Here is a 23,987-nt window from a genome sequence, read left to right on the forward strand (position 1 = left end):
CGGCCTGTCTGAATAGCCGTCTGAATCGATCATGACTATGCTCACGTGACGTGAATAGACGCGGAAAAATCGTCTGTACCCTCGGCCCGGCGACCGGCACCGAGGAGATGGTGAAGGCTCTGGTCGAAGCAGGGATGGACGTCGCACGGCTGAACTTCAGCCACGGCAGCCACTCCGACCACGAAGAGAACTACCGGAACGTCCGGGCGGCTTCCGATGCCGCCGGGCGGGCGGTCGGCATCCTCGCCGACCTGCAGGGACCCAAGATCCGGCTGGGCCGGTTCGCCACCGGCGCCACGCTGTGGCAGGCCGGTGAGACGATCCGCATCACCGTCGACGACTTCATGGGCACCCACGACCGGGTGTCCACCACCTACAAACAGCTGGCTTTGGACGCCTCTCCCGGCGACCGGCTCCTGGTCGACGACGGCAACGTCGGTCTCATCGTCGAGCACATCGACGGCAACGACGTGGTGTGCACCGTCACCGAGGGCGGCCGCGTCAGCAACAACAAGGGACTGTCCCTGCCCGGCATGAATGTCTCGGTGCCCGCGCTGTCCGAAAAGGACATCGCCGACCTGGAGTTCGCGCTCGAGCTCGGTGTCGACCTGGTGGCGCTGTCCTTCGTGCGGTCCCCGGCCGATATCGAGCTGGTGCACGAGGTGATGGACCGGGTCGGGCGCCGGGTCCCCGTCATCGCCAAACTGGAGAAGCCCGAGGCCGTCGACAACCTCGAAGCGATCGTGCTGGCCTTCGACGCGATCATGGTCGCCCGCGGTGACCTGGGCGTCGAGCTGCCGCTCGAAGAGGTTCCGCTGGTACAGAAGCGGGCCATCCAGATGGCAAGGGAGAACGCCAAACCCGTCATCGTCGCCACCCAGATGCTGGAGTCGATGATCGACCACTCGCGTCCCACCCGGGCCGAGGCGTCCGACGTGGCCAACGCCGTGCTCGACGGCGCCGACGCCGTGATGCTCTCGGGTGAGACCTCGGTGGGCAAGTACCCGCTGGAGACGGTCCGCACCATGGCACGCATCGTCGCCGCGGTCGAGGACAACTCCACCGCGGTGCCGCAGCTCACCCACACCCCGCGCACCAAGCGCGGCGTCATCTCGTACGCCGCCCGCGACATCGGTGAGCGCCTGGACGCGAAGGCGCTGGTCGCCTTCACCCAGTCCGGGGACACCGTGCGCCGGCTGGCCCGGCTGCACACCCCGCTGCCGCTGCTGGCGTTCACCCCGCTGCCCGAGGTGCGCAGCCAGTTGGCGCTGACCTGGGGCACCGAGACGTTCATCGTGCCGCACATGCTGACCACCGACGACATGATCAAGCAGGTCGACGAGTCGCTGCTGGGGCTGGGCCGCTACAAGCGGGGCGACCTGGTGGTCATCGTCGCAGGCGCTCCTCCGGGCACAGTAGGCTCGACCAACCTGATCCATGTGCACCGGATCGGCGAGGACGACCACGCGTAAGGGGGACTCTTGTCGGCAGACCATCTTCAGGAACTGCTGACGGTCCTTGATCTCACCAGGGTGGGCGAGGATGCGTTCACCGGAACGCATCCGAGCCTCAACCCGGTCCGCACGTTCGGCGGCCAGATGATGGCGCAGGCGTTCGTGGCGGCCTGCCGGACCGTGCCGGAGAACCTGCCGCCGACCACCCTCTCGATGCACTTCATCGCGGGCGGTGATCCGACGAAAGACCTGGAGTTCCAGGTGGTTCGGTTGCGCGACGAGCGCCGCTTCGCCAACCGCCGGGTGGACGTGACCCAGGACGGGGTGCTGCTGGGCTGCGCGCTGGTCTCACATCTGGCCGGCGGGCGCAGCCTGGAGCACGACGCGCCTTTCCCCGACGTGCCCCATCCGGAGACGCTGCCCACCATCGACGAACTGCTGGTCGGCTACGAGGAAAAGGTGCCGCTGTTCGTCGCGGCGCTCAAGCCCATCCAATGGCGGTACACCAACGACCCCGCGTGGGTGATGCGCGACAAGGGCGGCCGCCTCGACCACAACCGGGTGTGGCTCACCGCCGACGGGCCCATGCCCGATGATCCGGTGCTGCACGCGGCGGCGCTGGTGTACTCCTCGGACACAACGGTGCTGGACCCGATCATCACCCGGCATGGTCTGTCCTGGGGTTACGACCGGATCTTCGCGGTGACCATGAACCACACGGTGTGGTTCCACCGGCCGGTGCGGTTCGACGAGTGGGTGCTGTATTCGACGGCGTCCCCGGTGGCGGCCGACTCCCGCGCGCTGAGCAACGGGCATTTCTTCGGCGCGGACGGTCAGATCGTGGCGACCGTCGTGCAGGAAGGCATCATCAAGTATTTCCCGCCTCGTTAAGGGGTGGGGGCGATGGTGACGCCGTAGTCGGATTCGATCTTGCCGCGCATGGTGCTCTCGCACTGCACCTGGGCGGTCCTGTCATTGCCGGCCTTCGTCATGCAGTCGACGTAGTCACCGATGCCGAGCTGGGAGAAGAAGCTGATCCAGACCGGGATGAACACCAGCCCCAGCACGATTGCCAACGCGCCCAGCACGATTCCGGAGATCGCCAGGCCGCCGTTGGTGGCCTCGCCCCGTTTGACCCGGCCGCGTGCCGCGAACCCGATGATGAGGGCGACCAGGCCCAGGACGATGCCGCCGGCGACGGTCCACGAGAACAGCAGACCCAGCACGGCCAGGACGAGTGCGGTGACACCGAGTCCGTTGCGCGGGGCGCTCGGCGGCGGAGGCGGATAACCGGCGTAGGGCTGCGGCGGTGGCGGTGGGTACTGCCCCGGATATTGGCCGCCATACGGCTCATAGGAGCTCATGATTGGTGAGGGTACTCGCCGGGCGGCAGCCGCACCGCAGGACAACCGATGCCGTCGGGCAGGTGATGGGTGGCCACGACGACGGTGCGCTCGCGACCGAACAGTGCACCGGGGGTGAGCAGCCCGCGCAGCAGCCGGTCGCTGTCGGCCTCGTCGAGATGCTCGGTCGGCTCGTCGAGCAGCACGACGGGGAACTCGGAGATCAGTGCACGGGCCAGCAGCAGGCGGCGGCGCTGACCGGCGGACACGGCCGCCGCGCCGCCGGTCAGGATGGTGCCCAGGCCGTCGGGCAGCTGATCGAGCCAGTCGCGCAGCCCCACCCGGTCCAGCGCCGAGAGCAGTGCGTCATCGGTCGCGTCGCCGCGGGCCACCAAGAGATTGTCGCGCACCGTGGTGTCGAACAGGTGGGCGTCCTCGGCGAAAAAGGCTGCGGTCAGCGGACTCTCAGGATATCGACCGGCGATTCCCATCAGCATGGTCGTTTTCCCGCATCCGCTCGGACCGAGCACGGCCAGTCGGTTGCCGGGTGTCAGCGCCACGTCGGGCACCTCCGGGCGAGGCCGGCCGTCCGGGGTGGGCGCAAGGATGTCGCCGATCCGCCCCGCGGCGAGCCGGGCCCGCACCAGGGCCACCGCTGCGGCCGGCAATACGGTGGTCGCCTCGAAGGCCGACAACGGAACCAGCATCAGAATGGCGAGGGTGGTGGGCGCGGTGACGGGCGCCAGCGTGATGCCGATGACGGCGGCGGCCAGTACTGCCGCGCCGACGGCCGCAGTGGATGCCGCGGCGGCCAGCGCGGTGGGCGCCGCCGAGCGGTCCAGTTCGCGGCCCCAATCACGTTGGCGGCGCTCCGCTTCGGCGATCACCTCGGGAAGCCGGCCGCTGACTCGCAGTTCCGCGGCGTGTTCCAGGGCGAGCATGGTGGCGGTGTCGCGAGCGCCGTGCGCCAGCGTGGCCAGCCGTTCCGCGGCGGACGACGCCCGCCCGGCCAGCCGCGGCGCCAGCACACCGGCCACCAGCAGACACGCGGCCAGCACCGCTGCGGCAGCCGGTGCGAGCAGCCCGATGATCGTGATGGCGGCCGCCGACAGCAGCACCGCCACACAGATCGGCAGCACCGCCCGCACCAGCGCGTCGGTGAGCTCGTCGACCGAACTGCCGACCCGCGCCACCACGTCGCCGCTGTGCAACCGCACCGCGGTCTCCGGGGGGAGTCCGGTCAGCCGGCGGTACAGTCCCGCGCGCGCCTGGCCTGCCGCCCGCAGCGCGGTGTCGTGAATGGCCAGTCGTTCGCAGTAGCCGAACACCCCGCGGGAAATGCCCAGTGCGCGAACGGCGACCACCGCGACAGAGAGGTCCAATACCGGCGGCATCTGCCAGGCCCGGGTGATCAGCCACGCAGACACCGTCGCCAGCGCCAGGGCGCTGCCCAGGGCGAGGGTGCCGAACAGGATGGCCAACAGCAAGCGCGGCCACCGCGGACGCAGCAGGTCGAGGACGTCACGAAGGGACATGCAGGGCACCTTCCACCGCGACGATGTGGTCGGCCGCGGCCAGCACCGGTGCGCGGTGCCCGATCACGATCACCGTGGCGCCCTCGCGGGCCCGTGCCGAAAGGGCCTCCAGGACGCGGCGTTCGGTGTCCGCATCAAGGTGGGCCGTCGGCTCGTCGAGCAGCAGCACCTGCGCGGCCGAACCCAGCGCGCGGGCCAGGCCCAGCCGCTGGCGTTGTCCCAGGGACAGCCCCACCCCGCCGCGCCCGATCACGGTGTCCACGCCCTCGGGCAGCCTCGCCAGCACCTCGTCGAAACCCGCTGCACGGCAAGCATGGTCGACGTCGGGCAGGGGACCGAACAGTTCGAGGTTGGCCCGCACGGTGCCGGGGATCAGGACCGGGCGCTGCGGCAACCACGACACTTGCGGCCACCACGTCTGCAGGTCGGCCTCGGCGATGTCGACGTCACCGGCGAGTACCCGGCCCGACGAGGCCGCCGTCAGGCCCAGGATCGCCTCGAAGGTGGTTGATTTCCCGCAGCCGTTGGGGCCGGTGAACACCGTCACCTCACCGGCAACGGCGGTGGCGGTCAACCGGTCCGGTGCCGGTCCGTCGCGCCCGACGACGCTGAGCTCCTCCAGTCGGATGGTGTCCCCCCGCGCAGTGCGGTGCCCCGGGGCGCGTGGGGGCGCCGACTCCTGCAGTCGCATCGCCGCGTCGGCGGCGGTCTTGCCGTCCTGCGCGGCATGGAACTGCACTCCGACCCGGCGCAACGGCCAGAACACCTCGGGTGCGAGCAGCAGTGCGGTCAGTCCGGCGGCAAGCGTCATCTCGCCGAACACCAGCCGCAATCCGACGCTGACGGCCACCAGCGCCACGCCCAGGGTCGCGAGCAGTTCCAGGACGGCGGCGGACAGGAAGGCGATGCGCAGCGTGGCCATCGCCGAACGGCGATGCGCGGCAGCCAGTTCGGCGATGCGATGGGCGGGACCGGCGGCCCGGCCCAGGGCGCGCAGGGTCGGGATCCCGGCGACCAGATCCAGCAGCCGGGACTGCAGCGTCGTCATGGCCGCGAGTGCGGCCGCGGAGCGGTCCGCGGTCAGTTTGCCGATGAGGATCATGAACAGCGGAACGAGCGGAAGCGCGATCGCGACAATGATCGCGGCCTGCAGATCGGTTGCGGCGATGACGATCACGGTCATCGGCGTGAGGATCCCGGCCAGTACGACGGCGGGTAGATATCCGGTGAAGTACGGACGCAACCCGTCCAACCCGCGGGTCAGGATCACCGCGGTCTCATCGCGGACCGCGAGGAGGTCGTGGGGGGAGCGGGCGGTCACCGAGCGCAGCACCCCGGCGCCGAGTTCGCCGATCACCGCCGTCGCGGCGCGCTGACTGAGCCTGGCCTGTAGCCAGGACCCGATGGTGCGAACGGTCCACAGCCCCAACAGGATCAGCAACTGCCCGGACCAGTGCGCGGCGGTGCGCGTGGCCGGATCGGTGATCACCCCGGCGACCAGATGGGCAAGCACCCAGGCCGACGCGATCGTGGCGACGCTGATCAGCATGCCGTACACCGCGGATGCGATCAGGTAGCGCCGAACCGACGGGGGGAAGTTGCGTGTCACGACAGGCGCGGTGACAGTCCCGCGGGGTCAGGGATCCGGTCGGCCGAGATGCGCTGCCGGAAAACCCAATAGGTCCACGCCTGGTAGGCGATCACCAGCGGAGTCACCAGCACCGCCGCCCAGCTCATGATTCTCAACGTGTACGGGGTGGAGGACGCGTTGTAAATCGTCAGACTCCACGCCGGGTCCAGTGTCGACGGAATGAGATTGGGGTACAGGCAGCCGAACAGCAGCGCCACCACCGCCGCGATCACCGACGCGGTGGCCGCGAACGCCCAGCCGTCGCCACCGCGGCTCAACACCAGCATGACCGCGCCCAGCTGCATGACGACGGCGAAGCCCAGCACCAGCCAGGTCCAGTCCTTGCCGTAGGCGAGCTGCGTCCACAGCCCGAAGCCGGCGACGACGACGGTCACCGGCAGGGCCAGTCGCGTGCTGAACTTGACCGCGTCGTCACGCACGGCGCCTTCGGTTTTCAATGCCACGAACACCGCCCCGTGGAACAGGAACAGGCCGCAGGTCGCCAGCCCTCCGAGCAGGGTGTAGGGGTTGAGCACATCGCTGATCGAGAGATGGATCTGATGCTCGGCGTCCACGGGCAGGCCGCGCAGCAGGATGGCGAACGCGACACCCCAGAGCACGGCGGGCACCCAACTTCCGACGGCGATGCCGATATCGGCCCACCGCCGCCAGTTCGGATCGTTGATCTTGCCGCGCCATTCGATGGCGCAGATGCGCATGATCATGGAGACCAGGATGGCCAGCAGCGGCAGGTACAGGCCGGAGAACATGGTGGCGTACATGCCGGGGAACGCCGCGAACATCGCGCCGCCCGCGGTGATCAGCCAGACCTCGTTGCCGTCCCACACCGGGCCGATGGTGTTGAGCACCGCTCGGCGGTGCTTCTCCTTGTCGCCGGTGCTCGTGCGGCCGAAGACCGCCATCAGCATCCCGACGCCGAAGTCGAAACCTTCCAGTACCAGGAAGCCGACGAACAGTACGGCCAGGATGATGAACCAGAACGTCTGGATGTCCACGGCACACCTCCTAGTAGGCGAATGACAGCGGCGCGACGTCGTCCTCGCCGGGTGGTGGGGGTGGGATGGGTTCACTGTCGTGTTCCAGCGGTCCTTCGACGACGTAGCGCCGGATCAGGAAGAACCAGATGACTGCCAGCACCGCGTAGAGCGCGGTGAACACGATCAATGACAGCCAGACCATGCCCGCCGAGTTGTGTGACACCCCTTGCTGCACGGTGAATCGCACCATCTGGTCGCCGGTGGGATTGGGTGCGACCACCCAGGGTTGGCGGCCCATCTCGGTAAACACCCAGCCCGCGCTGTTGGCCAGGAACGGGGTGGGCAGGGTGAGCAGTGCGAACCATGCGAACCAGCGTTGTTGCGGTATTCGGCCACCCCTGGTCAGCCAGAGCGCGGTGAGTGCGAAAAGCATTGGCACCGCCATGAATCCGATCATCGCCCGGAACGACCAATAGGTGACGAACAGGTTCGGCCGGTAATCGCCGGGGCCGAACTTCTCCTGATAGCTCGCCTGCAGATCCTTGACACCCTCGAGCGTGACGCCGGTGAACTTGCCTTCGGCCAGGAACGGCAGCACGTAGGGCACTTCGATCAGGTGGGTGACGCTGTCGCAGTTGTTGTGCGTCCCGACCGTCAGGATGGAGAACTTGGGGTCGAGTTCGGTGTGGCACAACGATTCCGCGGAGGCCATCTTCATCGGCTGTTGCTGGAACATCAGCTTGCCCTGGGCGTCGCCGGTGAAGAACAGCCCGGCGGCCGAGATGAACGCGATGAGGCAGCCCAGGATGGTGGCCGGGCGATACATGGAGCGGGCTTCGTCGGAGTCGGGGTTGCGCACCATCCACCACGCGCACACTCCGGCCACGAAGGTGCCCGCCACCAGGAAGGCGCCGGCGACCGCGTGCGGGAAGGCCGTCCACGCGGTGTTGTTGGTGAAGAGTTCGGTGATGCTGGTCAATTCGGCGCGGCCGGTCTCGGGGTTGTAGTGCGCCCCGACGGGATGCTGCATGAACGAGTTGGCCGCGATGATGAAGAACGCCGAGGCGTTCACGGCGATGGCGACGATCCAGATGCAGGCCAGGTGGACCAGTCGGGGCAGTCGTGTCCAGCCGAAGATCCACAACCCCAGGAAGGTCGACTCGAAGAAGAAGGCCACCAGGCCTTCCATGGCCAGCGGAGCCCCGAACACGTCGCCGACGAAGCGGGAGTACTCACTCCAGTTCATCCCGAACTGGAATTCCTGGACGATGCCGGTCGCCACGCCCAGCGCGAAGTTGATCAGGAACAGTTTCCCGAAGAACCGGGTGAGCCGGTACCAGGCGTTGTTGCCGGTGATGACCCACACGGTCTGCATCACCGCGATGAGCGGGGCGAGGCCGATCGTGAGCGGTACGAAGATGAAGTGATAGACGGTGGTGATTCCGAATTGCCACCGCGACACGTCCAGCGCGTCCATGTGCACCAACTCCCCGGGCTGCGGGTCTCTCTACGACTCTGTAGAACTACGACACAGTGTAGTAGGTGATTGTCGGCATGCCCAGAGAACGTGGCGCAGACAACTCATGCGACGGGCTGGGCCGGCGGGGTCAGGGTTTCGGTCAGCTTCTTGGAGGTGGACCGGATGCCGAAGGCACTGACGACCTCCATCGCGCCGATCACCACGAGCCAGATGCCGGTCACCAGAGCCAGCGTCGCGATCGACTCGAACGGGGACGCGAGGACGACGATGCCGGCGATGAGGCTGATGACGCCGACGAAGATGTTCCAGCCGCGGCCGGGCAGGGTGGGATCGCTGATCGCGGACACCGCGGTGGCCACTCCGCGGAAGACAAAGCCGATGCCGATCCAGATGGCCAGCAGCAGTACGGCGTCAAAGAGGTGGCGGAAGGACAACACCGCAAGGATCACCGAGGCCGCACCACTGATGAACAGCAGGATCCGTCCGCCCGCCGACACGTGCAGGCTGAACGCGAAGATGACCTGCGCGATACCGGTGATCAGCAGGTAGGCGCCGAAGAAGCTGGCAGCGACGACAATCGAGATCTTCGGCCAGGCGAGAACCGTGGCACCGAGGGCCACCGCGAGAACCCCGGAGACCAGGGTGGATTTCCATAGGTGAGGCAGCAGGCTGGGAGGAGCGACAGTTGTCATAGCGGCAGTCTCCCACAGCGTCAAATACCGCTGGACGATTACGGCACACCGTGATCGGAAGGTCGTTAATCTTCGGTTACCGGCACTGCGCGCTGGGGCCACTGTGGTTAACGTCTTCGCCTTGGGGCAATAGTTGGCCAGACGTCGATGGTGGATGAGCCCGATCAGGAAAGAGGAATCGTGTCAGTTGGATGTAAGAGTCGCCGGACCAAGGTCTGGCGCGTTGCGGCAGTGTTCGTCGCGACCGGCGCGCTGGCCCTGTCGGGTTGCGCGAAGAACGAGGACAGCGCCGCGCCGTCCACCACGACGACGGCCGCCTCGGCGTCGAAGGTCGAGACCATCGCCAATACCGTGCCCGAGGCCATCAAGTCGTCCGGCAAGCTCGTGGTGGGCGTGAACATTCCTTACGCCCCCAACGAGTTCAAGGACGAGACCGGCAAGATCGTCGGCTTCGACGTCGACCTGGTCAACGCGGTCGCCGCCACGCTGGGCCTGCAGGCCGAGTACCGCGAGTCCGATTTCGCGAAGATCATCCCGTCGGTGCAGGGCGACACCTTCAACATCGGGATGTCCTCGTTCACCGACACCAAAGAGCGTGAAGAAGCAGTCGATTTCGTCACCTACTTCTCGGCGGGCATCCAGTGGGCGCAGCCCAAGGGCGGGTCGATCGACCCGAGCAATGCGTGCGGCAAGAAGGTGGCCGTCCAGGCGACCACCACCGAGGAGACCGAAGAACTGCCCGCCAAGAGCAAGGCGTGCACCGATGCCGGTAAGCCGGCCATCGAGATCCTCAAGTTCGACAGCCAGGACGCCGCGACCAACGCCGTGGTGCTCGGCCAGGCCGACGCCATGTCGGCGGACTCGCCGGTGACGCTGTACGCCATCAAGCAGAGCAACGGCAAGCTGGAAACCGCAGGGGAGACCTTCGAATCCGCGCCCTACGGCTGGCCGGTGAAGAAGGGCTCGCCGCTGGCGCAGTCACTGGTGCAGGCGCTGCAGCACCTGATCGACAACGGCACGTACAAGCAGATCGCGTCCAACTGGGGCGTCGAGGCAGGCATGATCGACAAGCCGGTGATCAACGGAGCGATCAGCTGACGAACACCGACGTTCCAGCGGCTCCGTCGCCGATCGACGCGGTGCCCCTACGCCACCCGTGGCGGTGGGTGGGGGCGGCCGCGATCATCGTGGCGACCGGACTGTTCCTCTACGGTGCGGCCACCAACGATGCCTACCGCTGGTCGGTCTACCGCAAGTACCTGTTCGACGAGCGTTTGCTGGAAGGCGCGTGGAACACCTTGCAGCTCACCATCTATGCGATGGTGTTGGCGATCCTGTTGGGCATTCTCCTCGCGGTGATGAGGCTGTCGCCGAATCCGGTGTTCCGGTGGGTTGCCTGGGTTTTCCTCTGGGTGTTCCGCGGCACCCCGGTGTATGTGCAGTTGGTGTTCTGGGGCCTGTTCCCGACCATCTACAAGAACCTGCAGCTGGGTGTCCCGTTCGGCCCGACGTTCTTCACCTTCAACCTCCAGGCGTTGTCCATCCCGTTCCTGCTGGCGGTCATCGGCCTCGGTCTCAACGAGGGCGCCTACATGGCCGAAATCATCCGCGCCGGAATCTCATCGGTGCCCGAGGGGCAGTCCGAGGCGTCGACGGCGCTGGGCATGTCCTGGGGCATGACCATGCGGCGCACCGTGTTGCCACAGGCCATGCGGGTGATCATCCCGCCGACCGGCAACGAGGTCATCAGCATGCTGAAGACCACCTCGCTGGTGACGGCCGTGCCGTATTCCTATGACCTGTACGGCATCGCGGTCCGCGATATCGGCGGCCGGATCTTCGAACCGGTGCCGATGCTGATGGTCGCGGCCAGCTGGTATCTGCTGGTCACCAGCGTGCTGATGGTCGGCCAGTACTACCTGGAGCGGCACTTCTCGCGGGGCGCGTCGCGCAAACTGACCACCAAACAGCTTGAGGCACTGGCCAAAGCACAAGCCGGAACGGGTGGAATGTGACCGTACAAGACGCAACGTCGGCCGGACCCATGGTCAAGGCCGAACAGGTGTGCAAGAGTTTCGGCGCCCTGCACGTGCTCAAGGGCATCACCCTGGAGATCGGCAGGGGCGAGGTGCTGGTGCTGGTGGGGCCGTCCGGTTCGGGAAAGTCGACGTTCCTGCGCTGCATCAACCATCTGGAGCAGGTCAACGCCGGACGTCTGCACGTCGACGGTGAACTCGTCGGCTATCACGAGCGGGGCGGCAAGCTGCATGAGATGAGCCCCAAGGACGCCGCCAGGCAGCGCCGCGACATCGGCATGGTGTTCCAGCATTTCAATCTGTTCCCGCATCGCACCGCGCTGGAGAACATCATCGAGGCACCCATCCACGTCAAGGGTGTCAAGCGCGACGCCGCGGTGGCACGGGCCAAGGATCTGCTGGCGCAGGTCGGACTGGCCGACAAGGCCGAGGCGTACCCGGCTCAGCTTTCCGGGGGCCAGCAGCAGCGTGTCGCGATCGCACGGGCACTGGCGATGAGCCCCAAGCTGATGCTGTTCGACGAGCCCACGTCCGCACTCGACCCGGAACTGGTCGGGGAGGTGCTGGGCGTGATGAAGAACCTCGCGCGCGAAGGGATGACCATGGTGGTCGTCACCCACGAAATGGGTTTCGCCCGTGAGGTCGCCGACAAGGTGGTGTTCATGGACGCCGGTGTCGTGGTGGAAAGCGGTGCTCCGCGTGAGGTTTTGACCAATCCTCAGCACGAGCGCACGAAGGCCTTTCTGTCCAAGGTGATGTAACCGCGGTGCGCAGCTTGGCCGACCCGGCCGCGCCGCTGTGGCGGGCCGCGCAGGTGTTCAGGCTGCTCAGCTGGGTGTACGCCCTGGTGTTCCAGCTGTCGAAGAACGCCGAGTTGGACCGCCCAGTGCTCGCCTGGGTGCTCTTCGGGGTGCTGACCGTCTGGAATGTGGTGTGCGGGGTCGCATATCTGCGCGGGTTCGGCAGGCGCCGGGCCTGGGTGCTTGCCGAGGTGGCGGTGATGGTGGCGCTGATGGCCACCACCGCACTGGTCGCGTCGGCGGAGTGGACGTCGGCCAACCAGGCCTGGCCGACGACGTTGTGGGCCACCAATGCCGTTGTCTCCGCGGCGATTCTGGCCGGGCCGGTGGCGGGCATGGCCGCCGGCCTGATCGTGATGGGCACCGCGGCGGCACTCAAGGGGACCATCGCGGTGGACTTGGTGCGCACCCCGACCATCCTCATCGAACTGGCGGTCGGGCTGGCCGTCGGGATGGCGGCCACCACCGCGCGGCGGGCGCACGCCGAGCTGGAACAGGCGATCCGGCTCAGCGCGGCGCTGGCCGAACGGGAACGGCTGTCCCGGCAGGTGCACGACGGCGTCATGCAGGTGCTCGCGCTGGTGTCCCGGCGTGGCCGCGAGATCGGCGGCGAGACAACAGAATTGGCGGACGCCGCCGGCGAGCAGGAGCGTGCGCTGCGGCGGTTGCTCAGCGCTGCAGCGGGTGTGACCGACGGTGGAATAGGTGATTCCGTCACCGACCTCGGCGGCCTGTTGCGCCGATACGAGTCCGACCGGGTGGCGGTGAGCCTGCCCGCCACGGCGGTGTACCTCGACGCCCGGGTGGCCGATGAGGTGTTGGCCGCCACCGTCAACGTGCTGACCAACGTCGAGCGGCACGCCGGTCCGGGCGCGCGCGCCTATGTGCTGGTGGAGGATCTCGGCGAATCGGTCGTGGTGAGCGTCCGCGATGACGGTCCCGGCATCCCGGCCGGCAGGCTGACCCAAGCGGAGAATGAAGGGCGCGTCGGCGTGTCGAAATCCATCAGGGGCCGGATGCACGCACTGGGCGGCGAGGCCGTCCTGACGACGTCGGAGGGCGGGGGAACGGAATGGGAGCTGACGGTGCCCCGGGAACGGACGCCGTGATCACGGTGATGGTGGTCGACGACCATCCGATCTGGCGAGACGCGGTGGCCCGCGATCTGGCCGACGACGGATTCGAGGTGGTGGCGACCGCGGACGGGGTCGGGTCGGCCCGGCGCCGGGCGGGCGCGGTCACCCCCGATGTGGTGGTGATGGACATGCGCCTGTCCGACGGCACCGGTGCCCAGGCCACCGTCGAGGTGCTGGCCGTCTCGCCCGCGTCACGCGTCCTGGTGCTCTCCGCGTCCGACGAGCGCGATGACGTCCTGGAGGCGGTGAAGGCCGGTGCCACCGGCTATCTGGTCAAGAGTGCCTCCAAAGCAGAACTGGGGGAGGCGGTCCGGGCCACCGCTGCGGGCCGCGCGGTCTTCACACCCGGGCTGGCGGGTCTGGTGCTTGGGGAGTACCGGCGGATCGCGCAGAGCCCGCACGACGGTCCGGCCGGGCCCAGCCTGACCGACCGGGAGACCGAGATCCTTCGTCATGTCGCAAAAGGGTTGACCGCCAGGCAGATTGGTGAGCGGCTGTCGCTGAGCCACCGCACGGTGGAGAACCACGTGCAGGCCACATTTCGCAAGTTGCAGGTCGCCAACCGGGTCGAGCTGGCGCGCTACGCGATCGAACACGGTCTGGATCGCGACCCCGAAGTCGAGTAGTCCTACTCATCCGCTGCGGTGCCGGTCCGCGCGACGATGGCGGGCATGACCGAACCCCAGCAGGTCGCCGTCCGTCTCTCGGCCGAATTCGCCGCGATCGCCGGCCAGTTGACCCGTGCCTCCGCCGAGCTGCATGAACTGGGCCTGCGGCTCAACGGGCCGTCCGCGCACGCCGCGGCCCCGCAACCGGTGTACTGGCCCTATCCTCCGCAGCCCTACCCGATGGCTGCCCCCGCACCCGCCGCTGTGCCACCGCCGAAGCAGCAGAGCCCGCCGTCGAATTGGATCGGCAAGGCTTTGGCCGCCGCCGGGGTCGCCGTGACGTTGATCGGCGTCGTGCTGCTGGTGGTGCTCGCCGCGCAGGCCGGCCTGCTCGCGCCGCCGGTCCGGGTGGCCGCCGGTGCGGTGCTCGCGGCAGCCCTGCTCGGCTGCGCCCTGTGGCTGAGGTCGCGGCCCGGCGGCAGCGTCGGGTCGATTGCCCTGGCCGCCACCGGCATGGCCACCGCGTACCTCGATGTCCTCGCCGTCACCACGGTCTACCAGTGGTTGCCCGCGCCCGTCGGGCTGGTGCTGTCCGCGGTGATCGGTGGCGGCGGCTTGATGCTGGCGCGACACTGGGACACCGAGCAGTTGGCGCTCCTGGTCCTGGTGCCGCTGATCGTGCTGGCCCCGATCGTCGCGGGTGGCATCACGCTGTTGCTGGTGGGCTTCATGCTGGCGCTCTCGGCGGCGACGCTGCCGGTGCAACTCGGCCGGGACTGGGTATGGATGTCTGTTGCTCGCACGGTGGCCGGCAGTGCCCCGGTGCTGCTCGCACTGGTGGGCATCGCATTCGGCTCGGGCCGTGACGCGTGGCTGGCCGGTGCCTGCGCCATCGCCGCGGTGCTCTCGCTCGGATCGGCCCTGATGGTGTTGCCGCACAGCGGACATCGCGTCGGTGTCGCGCTGGTGGCTGCCATGGGCGCGCTGCCCGTGCTGGCGGTGGGCACGGCCACGACAGATGCGGTCGCCGCCGTGCTGGCCGCGGCACTGTCGGCCGTGGTGCTGGCGATCGTCATGGTCGCCGAACGGATTCCCGGGGTGACGACGCCGGTGCGGCAGGTGTGGACGGCGTTGTCGGCCGTGGCCGCTCTGGTGGCCGTGGGCGTCGGCTTCTCGGCGCCGGTCGCCGGACCGGTGCTGTTGGCGATGGCCGTGCTGGCGGCGGTCGCAGGGCGGCACAGTGTGGCCGCGCAGTGGTCGGCGGTGCTGTTCGGCGGATTCGGTGGGCTCCATCTGCTGGCGATGGCCGGGCCGGGCACCTTGACGTCTGGCACGGTGCTGACGGTGCCGGACGCTGTTTCGGTGCTTCTTTCCTGCACGCTGCTGGGCGCGTACGCCGTCGCGCAGTGCTGGTCGGCCCGTTCCCGGCTCGACAGCGATCTCGCGCGGCTGCTGCTCGGTGTGGCGGCGACCGTCCTGGTGTACGCGGTCACCGCGTTCACGGTGACCGCCGGAGTGCTGATCGCGGGTCCTGCCGGCGGCTTCCTGGCCGGGCAGATGGCGGCGACGATCTGCTGGATTGCGATGGCCGCGGCGTTGTTCGGCTACGCCGCGCGCCGGCCCCGCACGGATCGCTCCTTACCGATCGGCGCCGGGATGGCGCTGGTCGCCGCCGCGGTGACCAAGCTCTTCGTCTTCGATCTGGGCACGCTCGACGGCATGTTCCGGGTGGCTGCGTTCATCGTGGTCGGGCTGGTGCTGCTCGGCATGGGTGCGGGCTATGCGCGACTGTTGAGCCAGCAGGACCAGCAGCGGAACTGATGGCCTCTTTCTGGAATCATTCCAGAAAGACTGTCGTTGCCTCTTGCATGACTACTTCTACGCGCCGTACCGAAACCGACGTCAACGGATTCCAGGCTTCTGCCGAGCTGAGCGCTCATCTGCAGCATGTTCTGGTCGACATGATCGAACTGCATCTGCAGGCCAAACAGGCCCACTGGAATGTCGTCGGCACGAACTTTCGCGATCTCCACCTACAACTGGATGAGCTCGTCGACTTCGCCCGCGGGGCCAGTGACACGATCGCCGAACGTCTGCGGGCTCTGGACGCGGTGGCTGACGGCCGTTCCGACACCGTCGCTGCCACGACCACCCTGCCGGCATTCCCGGCCTATGAACGCAGTACCGCCGAGGTGGTGGACCTGGTCGCGACCCGGATCTATGCGGCGGTTCAGATGCTGCGCGACGTGCACGACGCCGTCGATCGGGAGGATCCGACCACCGCGGACATCCTGCACCAACTGATTGACGGGCTGGAAAAGCTCGCGTGGCTGATCAAGTCGGAGAACCGCAAGGTGTGACGCTTGCGCCGTCGATCGCGCGGGATATCTCAATATTGCACTGAGTGTCGTTAGCCGATCGGTGGTCGATTCCCGTTGTTCGGGCCGATCGCGGGTAGAGCCCCGTCCGGCGCTGGCAATCATGTTCGGCGGACTACCCACGCCCGCCGGTCGCTGAATCCGCGCCGCGCCGGCGCCTGCTGGGCACCATCCCGGCGTCGGGAGTGCGGATCCACGGAGGGGCTGTGACCGGCGGATGGGGTGAGAGTTAACGGAGGCGGCCTTGCGGAGGTGTGACCCCTCTCACATGTCAGGATTCGGCCCTGTGAGGTCGAACTTCGAGGGGGATGGGCAAATCTTGTCCACGCCGATGCGAAGGCGGATGTCCGCCGAACGGGCGACCGGAAATAAGAATTTGCCACGGCAGCATGTCCGGTCGTCGATTGAGTTCGTGAAGCGCACGGATCCGAGGTTCTGAACGGAAAACCCTGCTCCCGCTGTGATTTTGCTGTGATGTGAGTCACAAGTCCGTGATGTGTCACGTTGACTGCGGTGCGTGCGAGGCTTTGCCATAAGTCGACTAATGCGAATTCGCTAAGTTTCGAATGATTCGGCGGAGAATTTGCCCAAGTTGGTTAACTCGGAATGTGAAAAAAGCGTCAATAATTACTTCTGAGTAATTCCGAAAAAAACTGGCGCAACCGTCAATTTTCGAGCAACATCCTCCTCCTGACCTCGAATCACACTGCATCCGAACAGGAGTCACCATGGGTACGCCCGTACAGAAACCGATCAAAAGGGTTGCCTCGCGATGCGTAATAGCCGTGACTGCAACCGCGCTAATAGCCGGAGTGCCGGGGCAATTGTCCTTGCCAGCCCACCCGCATATCTCGTACGACATCGTCAACACCGCCGCGATCGAAGACCAGGCTTCGACGGTGGGAATCGCCGAGTCCTACCTCTATTACGAAGTGGCCAATGCCGCTACTGCCGCGCAAAGACAAACCATCATCAATCAGGCGCTCGACGCGTTGCAGTCGCTGGGCGTCAGCGATGTCCGGATCGCGATCCCCTGGAACACCGTCGAGACGGCGGACGGCAAGTTCAACTGGACCGTGCCGGACATGATCGTGGCCGAGGCGGAGAAGCGCGGTATGGGCATCCTCGCCTCGATCAGCCACGCACCGTCCTGGGCGGGCGGCGGCATCGGCAGCGCGCACCCCAGCACCGATCAGGCCGCCGCGCTCGCCACGTTCGCGTCCCAGTTCGCCGACTTCACCTCGGCGGTCGCCACCCGGTACTCGACCGGTCCGTTCGCGGGCGCCATCTCGTCGTACGAGATCTGGAACGAGCCCAACGGTGTACTCGAGTGGAACCCCTCGGACCCTGCGGCGTACACGGCGCTTCTGAAGGCGGCATACACCGCCATCAAGGCCGTGAACACCAACATCTCCGTCATCGGTGGCGTGGTGGGGGCCGGCTGGGGTATCCCCGGCCTGTCGGTTGATCCCGTGGGCTTCGTGGCGGGAATGTATGCCGCCGGCGCGAAGGGCTTCTTCGACGCGCTGTCGTTCCATCCGTACAGCCAGAGCCTGCCGTTCAGTTCCGGGGTCGGGGCCAACTTGCCCGGCGGCCTGTCGGCCGTCCAGCAGGTGAAGGCCATCCGCGATCTGATGGCGGTCAACGACGACGCGGGCCTGAAGATCTGGATCAGCGAATACGGCTACGCAACGGCGAACAGTTCCGATGCAGAGCAGTTGAAGCAGGCTCAGTTCATCGCGGATCTGGTCAACTACTGGCAGACCTTCCAGGGCGGCGGCCCGATCTTCCTCTACACCGCCCACGACACGTACCCGAACAGTTCGGTGGCCGAATACAACTTCGGGTTGTTCACCTACAACTGGGTGGCCAAGTACGCAGCCAACATCGTCAAGCAACTGGTGGCCAATCCGTCGGCAGTCATCAATTTCCCGACCACGCTGCCGGGACCGGTGGGCGCAGTGCTCAGTGCGTTGGCCCAGCAGGTCGCCGCGGCGGTCAACTCGATGGTCAACGCCGTCGCCGGGGTGGTCATGTCCCCGGTCAAGGCCGCCGTCACCGTCGCGAACTCGATCGCCAACGCCCTTGCCGCGCTGAAGAAGGCGCTGACGAAGACACCGAAAGCCGCAGTGGCCAAGTCGACCGCGGGCGCAGCGGCACTGAGCGTTGCCGTCTCGAAGGAGTCGGTCGAAGCGACGACGGCGGAGGCCGTGACCAACACGGGCACCACGATCACCACCAAAGCCACTGCCGCCGAGGCGGTCACCGGAGAGCCTGCCGCCGAGGCGCCGTCCATCTCGAAGGCGGATGCCCCGACGGAGCCGGAAGTGGTGACCGTTCCCGAGCCCGTCACGGAGCCCGAGCCCGTCACTGCGCCCGAGACGGTCGCCGAATCGGCAACCGCGACGGCACCGGAACCCGTCAAGACGGTGGCGGTCGGCACGACCGCCACCGAGGGCCAGTCCGCCACCGAGCAGTCCGCCACCGAGCAGTCCGCCACCGAGGACAAGCCGGCCGCCACGAACGGTTCGGGAGTGGATCGCCCGCGCAAGACGTGGCGTCACGGCAAGGTCCGCGGCACCAAGGACGACACCACCGGCTCGAGCAGTGCTACCGGTGCTGCGGACGGCGCAACTGCTTCCGGCCCGCGGGGGCACAAGCCGAAGCCGCGGGCGACCGCGGGTGTCGGGGCCTCCGAAGCGTCGTCACCGAAGGACTCGGACAACGGGAGCGGCGGGACCGCTGACTGAGACGAGGGGAATGCGAAGGGCCGCGAGCGATCGCGGCCCTTCGTATATCTCGAATCACGTTGTCACCGCCCGGCTTAGCGCAACAGGACGCCGCGGCCGCCTGTCGTCAGGTCTCCGGGCGTCGGTTTTGCGGGCATCGCCGACAGCAACCGGATCGGTGTCCTCCCACATTGCAAGATCAGGGGCCGGATCACCCGATTCTCCGCTGCTGTGGGCAAACATAGCCCGGCACCGCCGAACGATCTGGAGGCCAGGGCTCAAAGAAGCCGTGGATAAGTTTGCCAAAATTGCACATCGGCGTAGAAAACTGGCGCGGTCGCCGCTGCCTGCTGCCGATCCTTCCATCCGCAAGCGGCCCGTGTACCTGGGAAAATAGAGCATTTTGCCTGCTGAGACCGCTCTCAGGAAAGTCGCATGAGTGGCGGTGACGCTTTGCCATAACTCAGTTTATGAGAATGCAAACCACTATTTTCCGAGCGGTCAATTAGTTGCCAAAATCAGCTGCTCCGGGCTAAGTATTTCGGCCCAAATATTACCCTTGGGTAAGTTATGCAAATTGCCGTCAGCTCAGTTAATTTTCTTGCACTCTCAAGCACGAAACTGTGGTCAGAGGTACAGAAGAGTAGAGATGAGGCGGTTGCGATGTGGGGACACGTTCCTGGGTCGACACGCGGAGTGATGAAGCGTGCAGTAATCGGGTTGACCACCACGGCCATGATCGCCGCGGCCGGAAGCCATTTCGTCATGCCGGATGTGAAGCGGGTCGCGTCGTACGAAATTCTCAACGTCGCGGCCATTGATGAGGCTCCGTCGACGGTCGGCATCTCCGAGGGCGGGGACTTCTTCCACGACATCAACGACCAACTTCTCAAGCCGAACATCACCGCAGCAGAAATTGCCGCGATCCGTGCGGAGGTCGATCAGCGGCTCCAGTCGATGAAGGACATCGGCGTCACCAACGTGCGGGTGCTGGTGCCGTGGGCGAACATCGAACTGAAGGACCCCGATCTTCCTGGCGCCACCAGGAATTGGGCAGCAATGGACATGATCGTCAACGCCGCCAATGCCAAAGGTATGGGCATTCTCGGGGTACTGAACTCGACGCCGACGTGGGCCACGGAATCGTCGCCGGTCAACGGTCAGCCGAAGGACGTCAACGACTTTGCCGCCTTCGCCAAACAGGTCGCCTTGCGCTACGGCGACAAGATCAGCGCCTACGAAGTCTGGAACGAGCCGAACGCCTTCATTTTCTGGAATCCGGTGGACCCGGTCGACTACACCAAGATGTTGAAGGCTGCCTATACGAGCATCAAACAAGCGGCCGCGCAGCTCAATATCGACATCACCGTGATTGGCGGGGTGGTCGGTGCCGGGACGACGTTGGGCAACTGGACCATGAACCCCGTCGACTTCGTCAAGGCGATGTATAACGCCGGCGCGAATGGTTACTTCGACGCGCTGTCCTTCCATCCGTACGACTACTTCTCAATGTTCGGCTCCGGCAACTTCGCGGCCTCGCAGGTTCAAGCCCTGCGGGATCTGATGAATTCCTACCTCGCGCCGGGCCAGGAACAACTGAAGATGTGGATCAGTGAGTACGGTCTCCCGACCAATGTGGTGACAACCGCTGCCCAGCAGGCCTACATCGAGGACTTCATCAAAACCTGGCAGAACATCGCGGGGGCCGGGCCCATCTTCCTGTACACGCTGCTGGACAGTGCGGGAAAAACCGAGGACCTCCTCAACAATGAGGCGCATTTCGGGCTGTATTACGAGGACGGCACACCGAAACCCATAGCGCTCATCCTCAAGGAACTGATCAAGTCGTTGAAGCCGACGACGCCGACGACTCCGGCCAACCCCATCACTGCGGTGTTGACGGCGCTCGGACAGCTGATCGGCCAGATCTTCAGCTTCGTGCCGACGGTGATCAACACGATCGTGACGTCGGTGGTCGCCGCGATCACCCAGCTGTTCAGTGGGCTTGGCGGGCAGACCGCCGCCGCAACGGCTTTGAGTGCGGCCCGGACGAGCGTGGTCGACGGGGTCACCGCAGAGGATGCCGAGTCGGCGGCGAAGACCGGCGACGAGGTATCCGCGGAGAGCGAAGAGAAGGCCAAGGCCGGCGAATCCGAGGATGCGGAAGCGACGTCGACGGAGGCGGTCAAAGATGAGGCGACCACCGTCGAGGAAGTCGCCACGACCGAAGAGACGGTGACCGAAGAGACCGTGACCGAGGAGACCGCAACGGAGGAGGTTGAGACGGAGGAGACCGTAAAGACCCCCGCCGCAGAAGAATCCGCGACCGAGACGCCCGCCGCGGAGGAGACCGCGACGCCGACGGAGCCGGCGGAAGCCACGACGGATCCGGCCACCGGGGCCGGCACCGACACCACCGGCACAACGACGCCGGAGGCGACCACCAAGCCCGAGGCACCCGTCAAGGACGAGCCTGCCAAGGATGGGCCCGCCAAGGACGAGCCGTCCAAGCCTGAGTCCACCAAGCCTGAGTCCACCAAGCCGGAGTCGACCAAGCCCGAGTCCACGAAGCCGGAGTCCACGAAGCCGGACTCGACCAAGGGTGATTCGACCGGGGCATCGGCCGCGAACGGCGCCGGGGATGACGGCACCGGCACCAAGGCGACCCGCTCGGGCGGGAAGTCGGGCCATTCGGAGCACGGGACCAAGCCGAAGTCCGGGGACAAGCCGAGCGCCGGTGACAAGCCGCGCCACGGTGGGGCCGGTACCCCGTCGGCGACGTCGTCGCAGCGGGAGAGCGCCACAGCCAAAGCCGGCGCGTCGACACCGTCGGGAGCCGGCGGGTCCGAGTAGAAACCGAGGGGAAATGGAGGGCCGCGATGGTGCGGTCCTTCATTTTTCATGTCTGTATTGAGTGCCCTCGGTGAGATTCGAACTCACACTGCACGGGTTTTGAATCCGTTTCCTCTGCCAGTTGGGATACGAGGGCCAGCACTGGTGCGGACTCCCACCTTAGAGGATCGGCACGGGGCCTCCCGCACCTGCCCGACGCGCCCAGGTAACCCCGAGGTCGCTGATCGGCCGCACTCACGGAAGAATGGCCGCCATGACCGAAGCTTCCGCCCCGCGCCGTGTCCTCATCGCCGAGGACGAAGCACTGATCCGACTCGATCTGGCCGAGATGCTGAACGAGGAAGGTTATGAGGTCGTGGGCCAGGCCGGTGACGGCCAGGAGGCGGTGGATCTCGCCGAGAGCCTCAAACCTGATCTGGTGATCATGGATGTGAAGATGCCCCGCCGCGACGGGATCGATGCGGCATCGGAGATCGCTGCCAAGCGAATTGCGCCCATTGTCATCCTCACCGCCTTCTCGCAGCGTGAACTGGTCGAGCGGGCCCGCGACGCGGGCGCGATGGCCTATTTGGTCAAGCCGTTCTCCATCACCGATCTGATTCCGGCCATCGAGGTCGCCGTCAGCCGCTTCGGTGAGATTGCGGCGCTGGAACACGAGGTGGCCAACCTGACCGACCGGCTCGAGACACGCAAGCTCGTCGAGCGGGCAAAGGGTTTGCTGCAGGCAAACCAAGGAATGACGGAACCCGAAGCGTTCAAATGGATTCAGCGCGCGGCGATGGATCGGCGCACCACCATGAAGCGGGTGGCCGAGGTCGTACTGGAGACTCTGGACCCGCCTGCCGAAGAATCGCCGTCTGCCTGACCCACGCGGACGGCCCGGGTTAACACTGCGTTTCCGGTCCTGCGCTATCACCTGCTCGCGATACCGACGCGCCGTGGCCAATCGTTCAACATCACGCAACGCGGCGACCGTTTGGCTAGTGTCTACCCGAAGCATCAGCGAGCGGCCGACCTGCGACTCATCGCCGATGCCGTCGGAATCCATGACCCGGAGGTGAAGCGTGCGCAGTCGCGTGGCACGGAATGCATTTGCGCTCGGTGGCGCTGGACTGCTGGTACTCGGTATTGCCGGGTGTAACCAGTCCACTCCCGAACAGAGCACGTCGAAAGCCGACCTGAAGATCGTCGAACAGGTCCAGATCGACGAAAACGGCGCGGAGGTCAAGGCCGCCACGGGCGCCACCCCGGCGGATCCTGCGGGCGACGGCAAGGCCACCTGCCCGCCCGTCTCCATCGCGATGGCCGGGGCGCTCAACGGTCCCGACGCGGCGCTGGGTATCAACATCAAGAACGGCGTGCAGCTGGCGATCGACAAGCACAACGCTGCCAATCCGGGCTGCCAGGTGCAGCTCAAGCCGTTCGACACCGAAGGCGACCCGCAGAAGGCGACGGCCATCGCCCCGCAGATCGTCGACGACCAGTACACGATCGGCCTGGTCGGCCCGGCGTTCTCCGGCGAGACCAAGGCCACCGGCACCGTGTTCGACCAGGCCGGCCTCGTCGCCACCACGGCCTCGGCCACCAACCCGACGCTCAGCCAGAACGGGTGGAAGACCTTCTTCCGCGGGCTGGCCAACGACGCCGTGCAGGGCCCGTCGGTCGCCAACTACCTGAAGAACGCGTTGGGGTTCAAGAAGGTGTGCGTCATCGACGACAGCACCGACTACGGCCTCGGTCTGGCCACCGCGGTGCGCGAGACCCTGGGGCCCGTTGCGGACCCGGGCTGCAACATCTCGGTGAAGAAGGGCGACAAGGACTTCTCCGCCGCGGTGACGCAGGTCAAGGGCATCAGCCCGGACGCCATCTTCTACGGCGGCTATTACTCCGAGGCGGCGCCGCTGGTGCAGCAGCTGCGCGACGGCGGCTACACCGGGGTGTTCTCTTCGGCCGACGGCACGAAGGACATCGAGTTCGTCAAGCAGGCCGGCGAGGCTTCCAAGGACGCCATCCTGGCCTGCCCGTGCGGCCCAGCCACCGGCACGTTCGCCGAGGATTACAAGAAGAAGTTCAACGCCGACGCGGGCACGTACAGCGCGGAGGGCTACGACCTGGGCACCATTCTGCTCAAGGGCATCGACTCGGGTGCCATCACCCGGCCGGCGCTGCTGGACTTCGTGAAGACGTACAACGGTCAGGGCATCGCCCGCAACTACCAGTGGACAGACAAGGGTGAGCTCACCACCAACCTGATCTGGATCTTCAAGGTCCAGTAGGGAACTCACCAAAAGAACGCGTCCGGGACCCCGGTTCCG

The 23,987-nt window shown here is 66.5% G+C and carries 19 protein-coding genes and 1 tRNA gene; 13 read left to right on the forward strand and 7 right to left on the reverse strand.

Going from position 1 to position 23,987, the window contains the following annotated elements; all coding sequences use genetic code 11:
• The first annotated feature begins 50 nt into the window (after window positions 1-50).
• Together pyk and AC1DY7_RS14545 are read left to right on the forward strand one after the other, a co-directional pair.
• Complete coding sequence (gene pyk / locus AC1DY7_RS14540) at window positions 51-1,472, forward strand: pyruvate kinase (protein WP_477494373.1); 1,422 nt, start codon at window positions 51-53, stop codon at window positions 1,470-1,472.
• A gap of 9 nt (window positions 1,473-1,481) precedes the next feature.
• Window positions 1,482-2,345 (forward strand): acyl-CoA thioesterase domain-containing protein, encoded by an 864-nt coding sequence (locus AC1DY7_RS14545; RefSeq protein WP_477494374.1) that lies wholly within the window; start codon window positions 1,482-1,484, stop codon window positions 2,343-2,345.
• Here the strand turns inward: AC1DY7_RS14545 and AC1DY7_RS14550 are convergent.
• The 6 genes from AC1DY7_RS14550 to AC1DY7_RS14575 form a co-directional block, all read right to left on the reverse strand.
• On the reverse strand, window positions 2,342-2,818 hold the full coding sequence (locus AC1DY7_RS14550; protein WP_477494375.1) for a DUF4190 domain-containing protein: 477 nt from the start codon (window positions 2,816-2,818) through the stop codon (window positions 2,342-2,344). The two genes, AC1DY7_RS14545 and AC1DY7_RS14550, sit on opposite strands and share 4 nt — an antisense overlap.
• Window positions 2,815-4,332 carry an ATP-binding cassette domain-containing protein gene (locus AC1DY7_RS14555; protein ID WP_477494376.1) on the reverse strand — a complete coding sequence of 506 codons (1,518 nt, stop codon included), beginning with the start codon at window positions 4,330-4,332 and terminating at the stop codon, window positions 2,815-2,817. Before AC1DY7_RS14555 ends, AC1DY7_RS14550 begins: the two co-directional genes overlap by 4 nt.
• Window positions 4,319-5,881, reverse strand: a complete 1,563-nt coding sequence (cydD, locus tag AC1DY7_RS14560; protein ID WP_477494530.1) for a thiol reductant ABC exporter subunit CydD — start codon at window positions 5,879-5,881, stop codon at window positions 4,319-4,321. Before cydD ends, AC1DY7_RS14555 begins: the two co-directional genes overlap by 14 nt.
• Window positions 5,882-5,937: 56 nt before the next feature.
• Window positions 5,938-6,978 carry a cytochrome d ubiquinol oxidase subunit II gene (gene cydB / locus AC1DY7_RS14565; RefSeq protein ID WP_477494377.1) on the reverse strand — a complete coding sequence of 347 codons (1,041 nt, stop codon included), beginning with the start codon at window positions 6,976-6,978 and terminating at the stop codon, window positions 5,938-5,940.
• A 10-nt stretch (window positions 6,979-6,988) separates the two neighbouring features.
• The gene (locus AC1DY7_RS14570; protein WP_477494378.1) at window positions 6,989-8,437 is read right to left on the reverse strand and encodes a cytochrome ubiquinol oxidase subunit I; all 1,449 of its coding nucleotides are present in this window, start codon (window positions 8,435-8,437) and stop codon (window positions 6,989-6,991) included.
• 104 nt (window positions 8,438-8,541) lie between these two features.
• Window positions 8,542-9,132 carry an HdeD family acid-resistance protein gene (locus tag AC1DY7_RS14575; protein WP_477494379.1) on the reverse strand — a complete coding sequence of 197 codons (591 nt, stop codon included), beginning with the start codon at window positions 9,130-9,132 and terminating at the stop codon, window positions 8,542-8,544.
• Window positions 9,133-9,279: 147 nt separating this feature from the next.
• On the opposite strand from AC1DY7_RS14575, the gene AC1DY7_RS14580 reads away from it, so the two are divergent.
• The 9 genes from AC1DY7_RS14580 (at window position 9,280) to AC1DY7_RS14620 (ending at window position 21,672) form a co-directional block, all read left to right on the forward strand.
• The gene (locus tag AC1DY7_RS14580; RefSeq protein ID WP_477494380.1) at window positions 9,280-10,230 is read left to right on the forward strand and encodes an ABC transporter substrate-binding protein; all 951 of its coding nucleotides are present in this window, start codon (window positions 9,280-9,282) and stop codon (window positions 10,228-10,230) included.
• Window positions 10,227-11,147: an amino acid ABC transporter permease gene (locus tag AC1DY7_RS14585; protein ID WP_477494531.1), complete on the forward strand. Its 921-nt coding sequence runs from the start codon at window positions 10,227-10,229 to the stop codon at window positions 11,145-11,147. The genes AC1DY7_RS14580 and AC1DY7_RS14585 overlap by 4 nt, the downstream gene beginning before the upstream one ends.
• Window positions 11,148-11,176: 29 nt before the next feature.
• A complete protein-coding gene (locus AC1DY7_RS14590) occupies window positions 11,177-11,929 on the forward strand; it encodes an amino acid ABC transporter ATP-binding protein (protein WP_477494532.1) in 753 nt (250 codons plus the stop codon).
• 5 nt (window positions 11,930-11,934) lie between these two features.
• On the forward strand, window positions 11,935-13,077 hold the full coding sequence (macS, locus tag AC1DY7_RS14595; RefSeq protein WP_477494381.1) for a MacS family sensor histidine kinase: 1,143 nt from the start codon (window positions 11,935-11,937) through the stop codon (window positions 13,075-13,077).
• Entirely contained in the window at window positions 13,041-13,730 is a 690-nt protein-coding gene (locus tag AC1DY7_RS14600; RefSeq protein ID WP_477494382.1) for a response regulator, read from the forward strand. The genes macS and AC1DY7_RS14600 overlap by 37 nt, the downstream gene beginning before the upstream one ends.
• Before the next feature lie 45 nt (window positions 13,731-13,775).
• Window positions 13,776-15,533, forward strand: coding sequence for a DUF2339 domain-containing protein (locus AC1DY7_RS14605; protein ID WP_477494383.1), 1,758 nt, complete (start codon window positions 13,776-13,778; stop codon window positions 15,531-15,533).
• A gap of 47 nt (window positions 15,534-15,580) precedes the next feature.
• The gene (locus AC1DY7_RS14610) at window positions 15,581-16,072 is read left to right on the forward strand and encodes a Dps family protein (RefSeq protein ID WP_477494384.1); all 492 of its coding nucleotides are present in this window, start codon (window positions 15,581-15,583) and stop codon (window positions 16,070-16,072) included.
• Window positions 16,073-16,914: 842 nt separating this feature from the next.
• Window positions 16,915-18,840, forward strand: a complete 1,926-nt coding sequence (locus AC1DY7_RS14615) for a cellulase family glycosylhydrolase (RefSeq protein WP_477494385.1) — start codon at window positions 16,915-16,917, stop codon at window positions 18,838-18,840.
• A 678-nt stretch (window positions 18,841-19,518) separates the two neighbouring features.
• On the forward strand, window positions 19,519-21,672 hold the full coding sequence (locus AC1DY7_RS14620) for a cellulase family glycosylhydrolase (RefSeq protein ID WP_477494386.1): 2,154 nt from the start codon (window positions 19,519-19,521) through the stop codon (window positions 21,670-21,672).
• Between the two features lie 62 nt (window positions 21,673-21,734).
• On the opposite strand, the gene AC1DY7_RS14625 is transcribed toward AC1DY7_RS14620, so the two are convergent.
• Window positions 21,735-21,808, reverse strand: a tRNA-Leu gene (locus tag AC1DY7_RS14625).
• A gap of 108 nt (window positions 21,809-21,916) precedes the next feature.
• Between AC1DY7_RS14625 and AC1DY7_RS14630 the strand changes: the two genes are divergently transcribed.
• Together AC1DY7_RS14630 and AC1DY7_RS14635 are read left to right on the forward strand one after the other, a co-directional pair.
• Complete coding sequence (locus tag AC1DY7_RS14630; protein WP_477494387.1) at window positions 21,917-22,537, forward strand: ANTAR domain-containing response regulator; 621 nt, start codon at window positions 21,917-21,919, stop codon at window positions 22,535-22,537.
• 199 nt (window positions 22,538-22,736) lie between these two features.
• Window positions 22,737-23,948 (forward strand): branched-chain amino acid ABC transporter substrate-binding protein, encoded by a 1,212-nt coding sequence (locus AC1DY7_RS14635; protein WP_477494388.1) that lies wholly within the window; start codon window positions 22,737-22,739, stop codon window positions 23,946-23,948.
• Window positions 23,949-23,987 lie beyond the last annotated feature (39 nt).

The organism is Mycobacterium sp. P2_H7 (assembly GCF_056403275.1).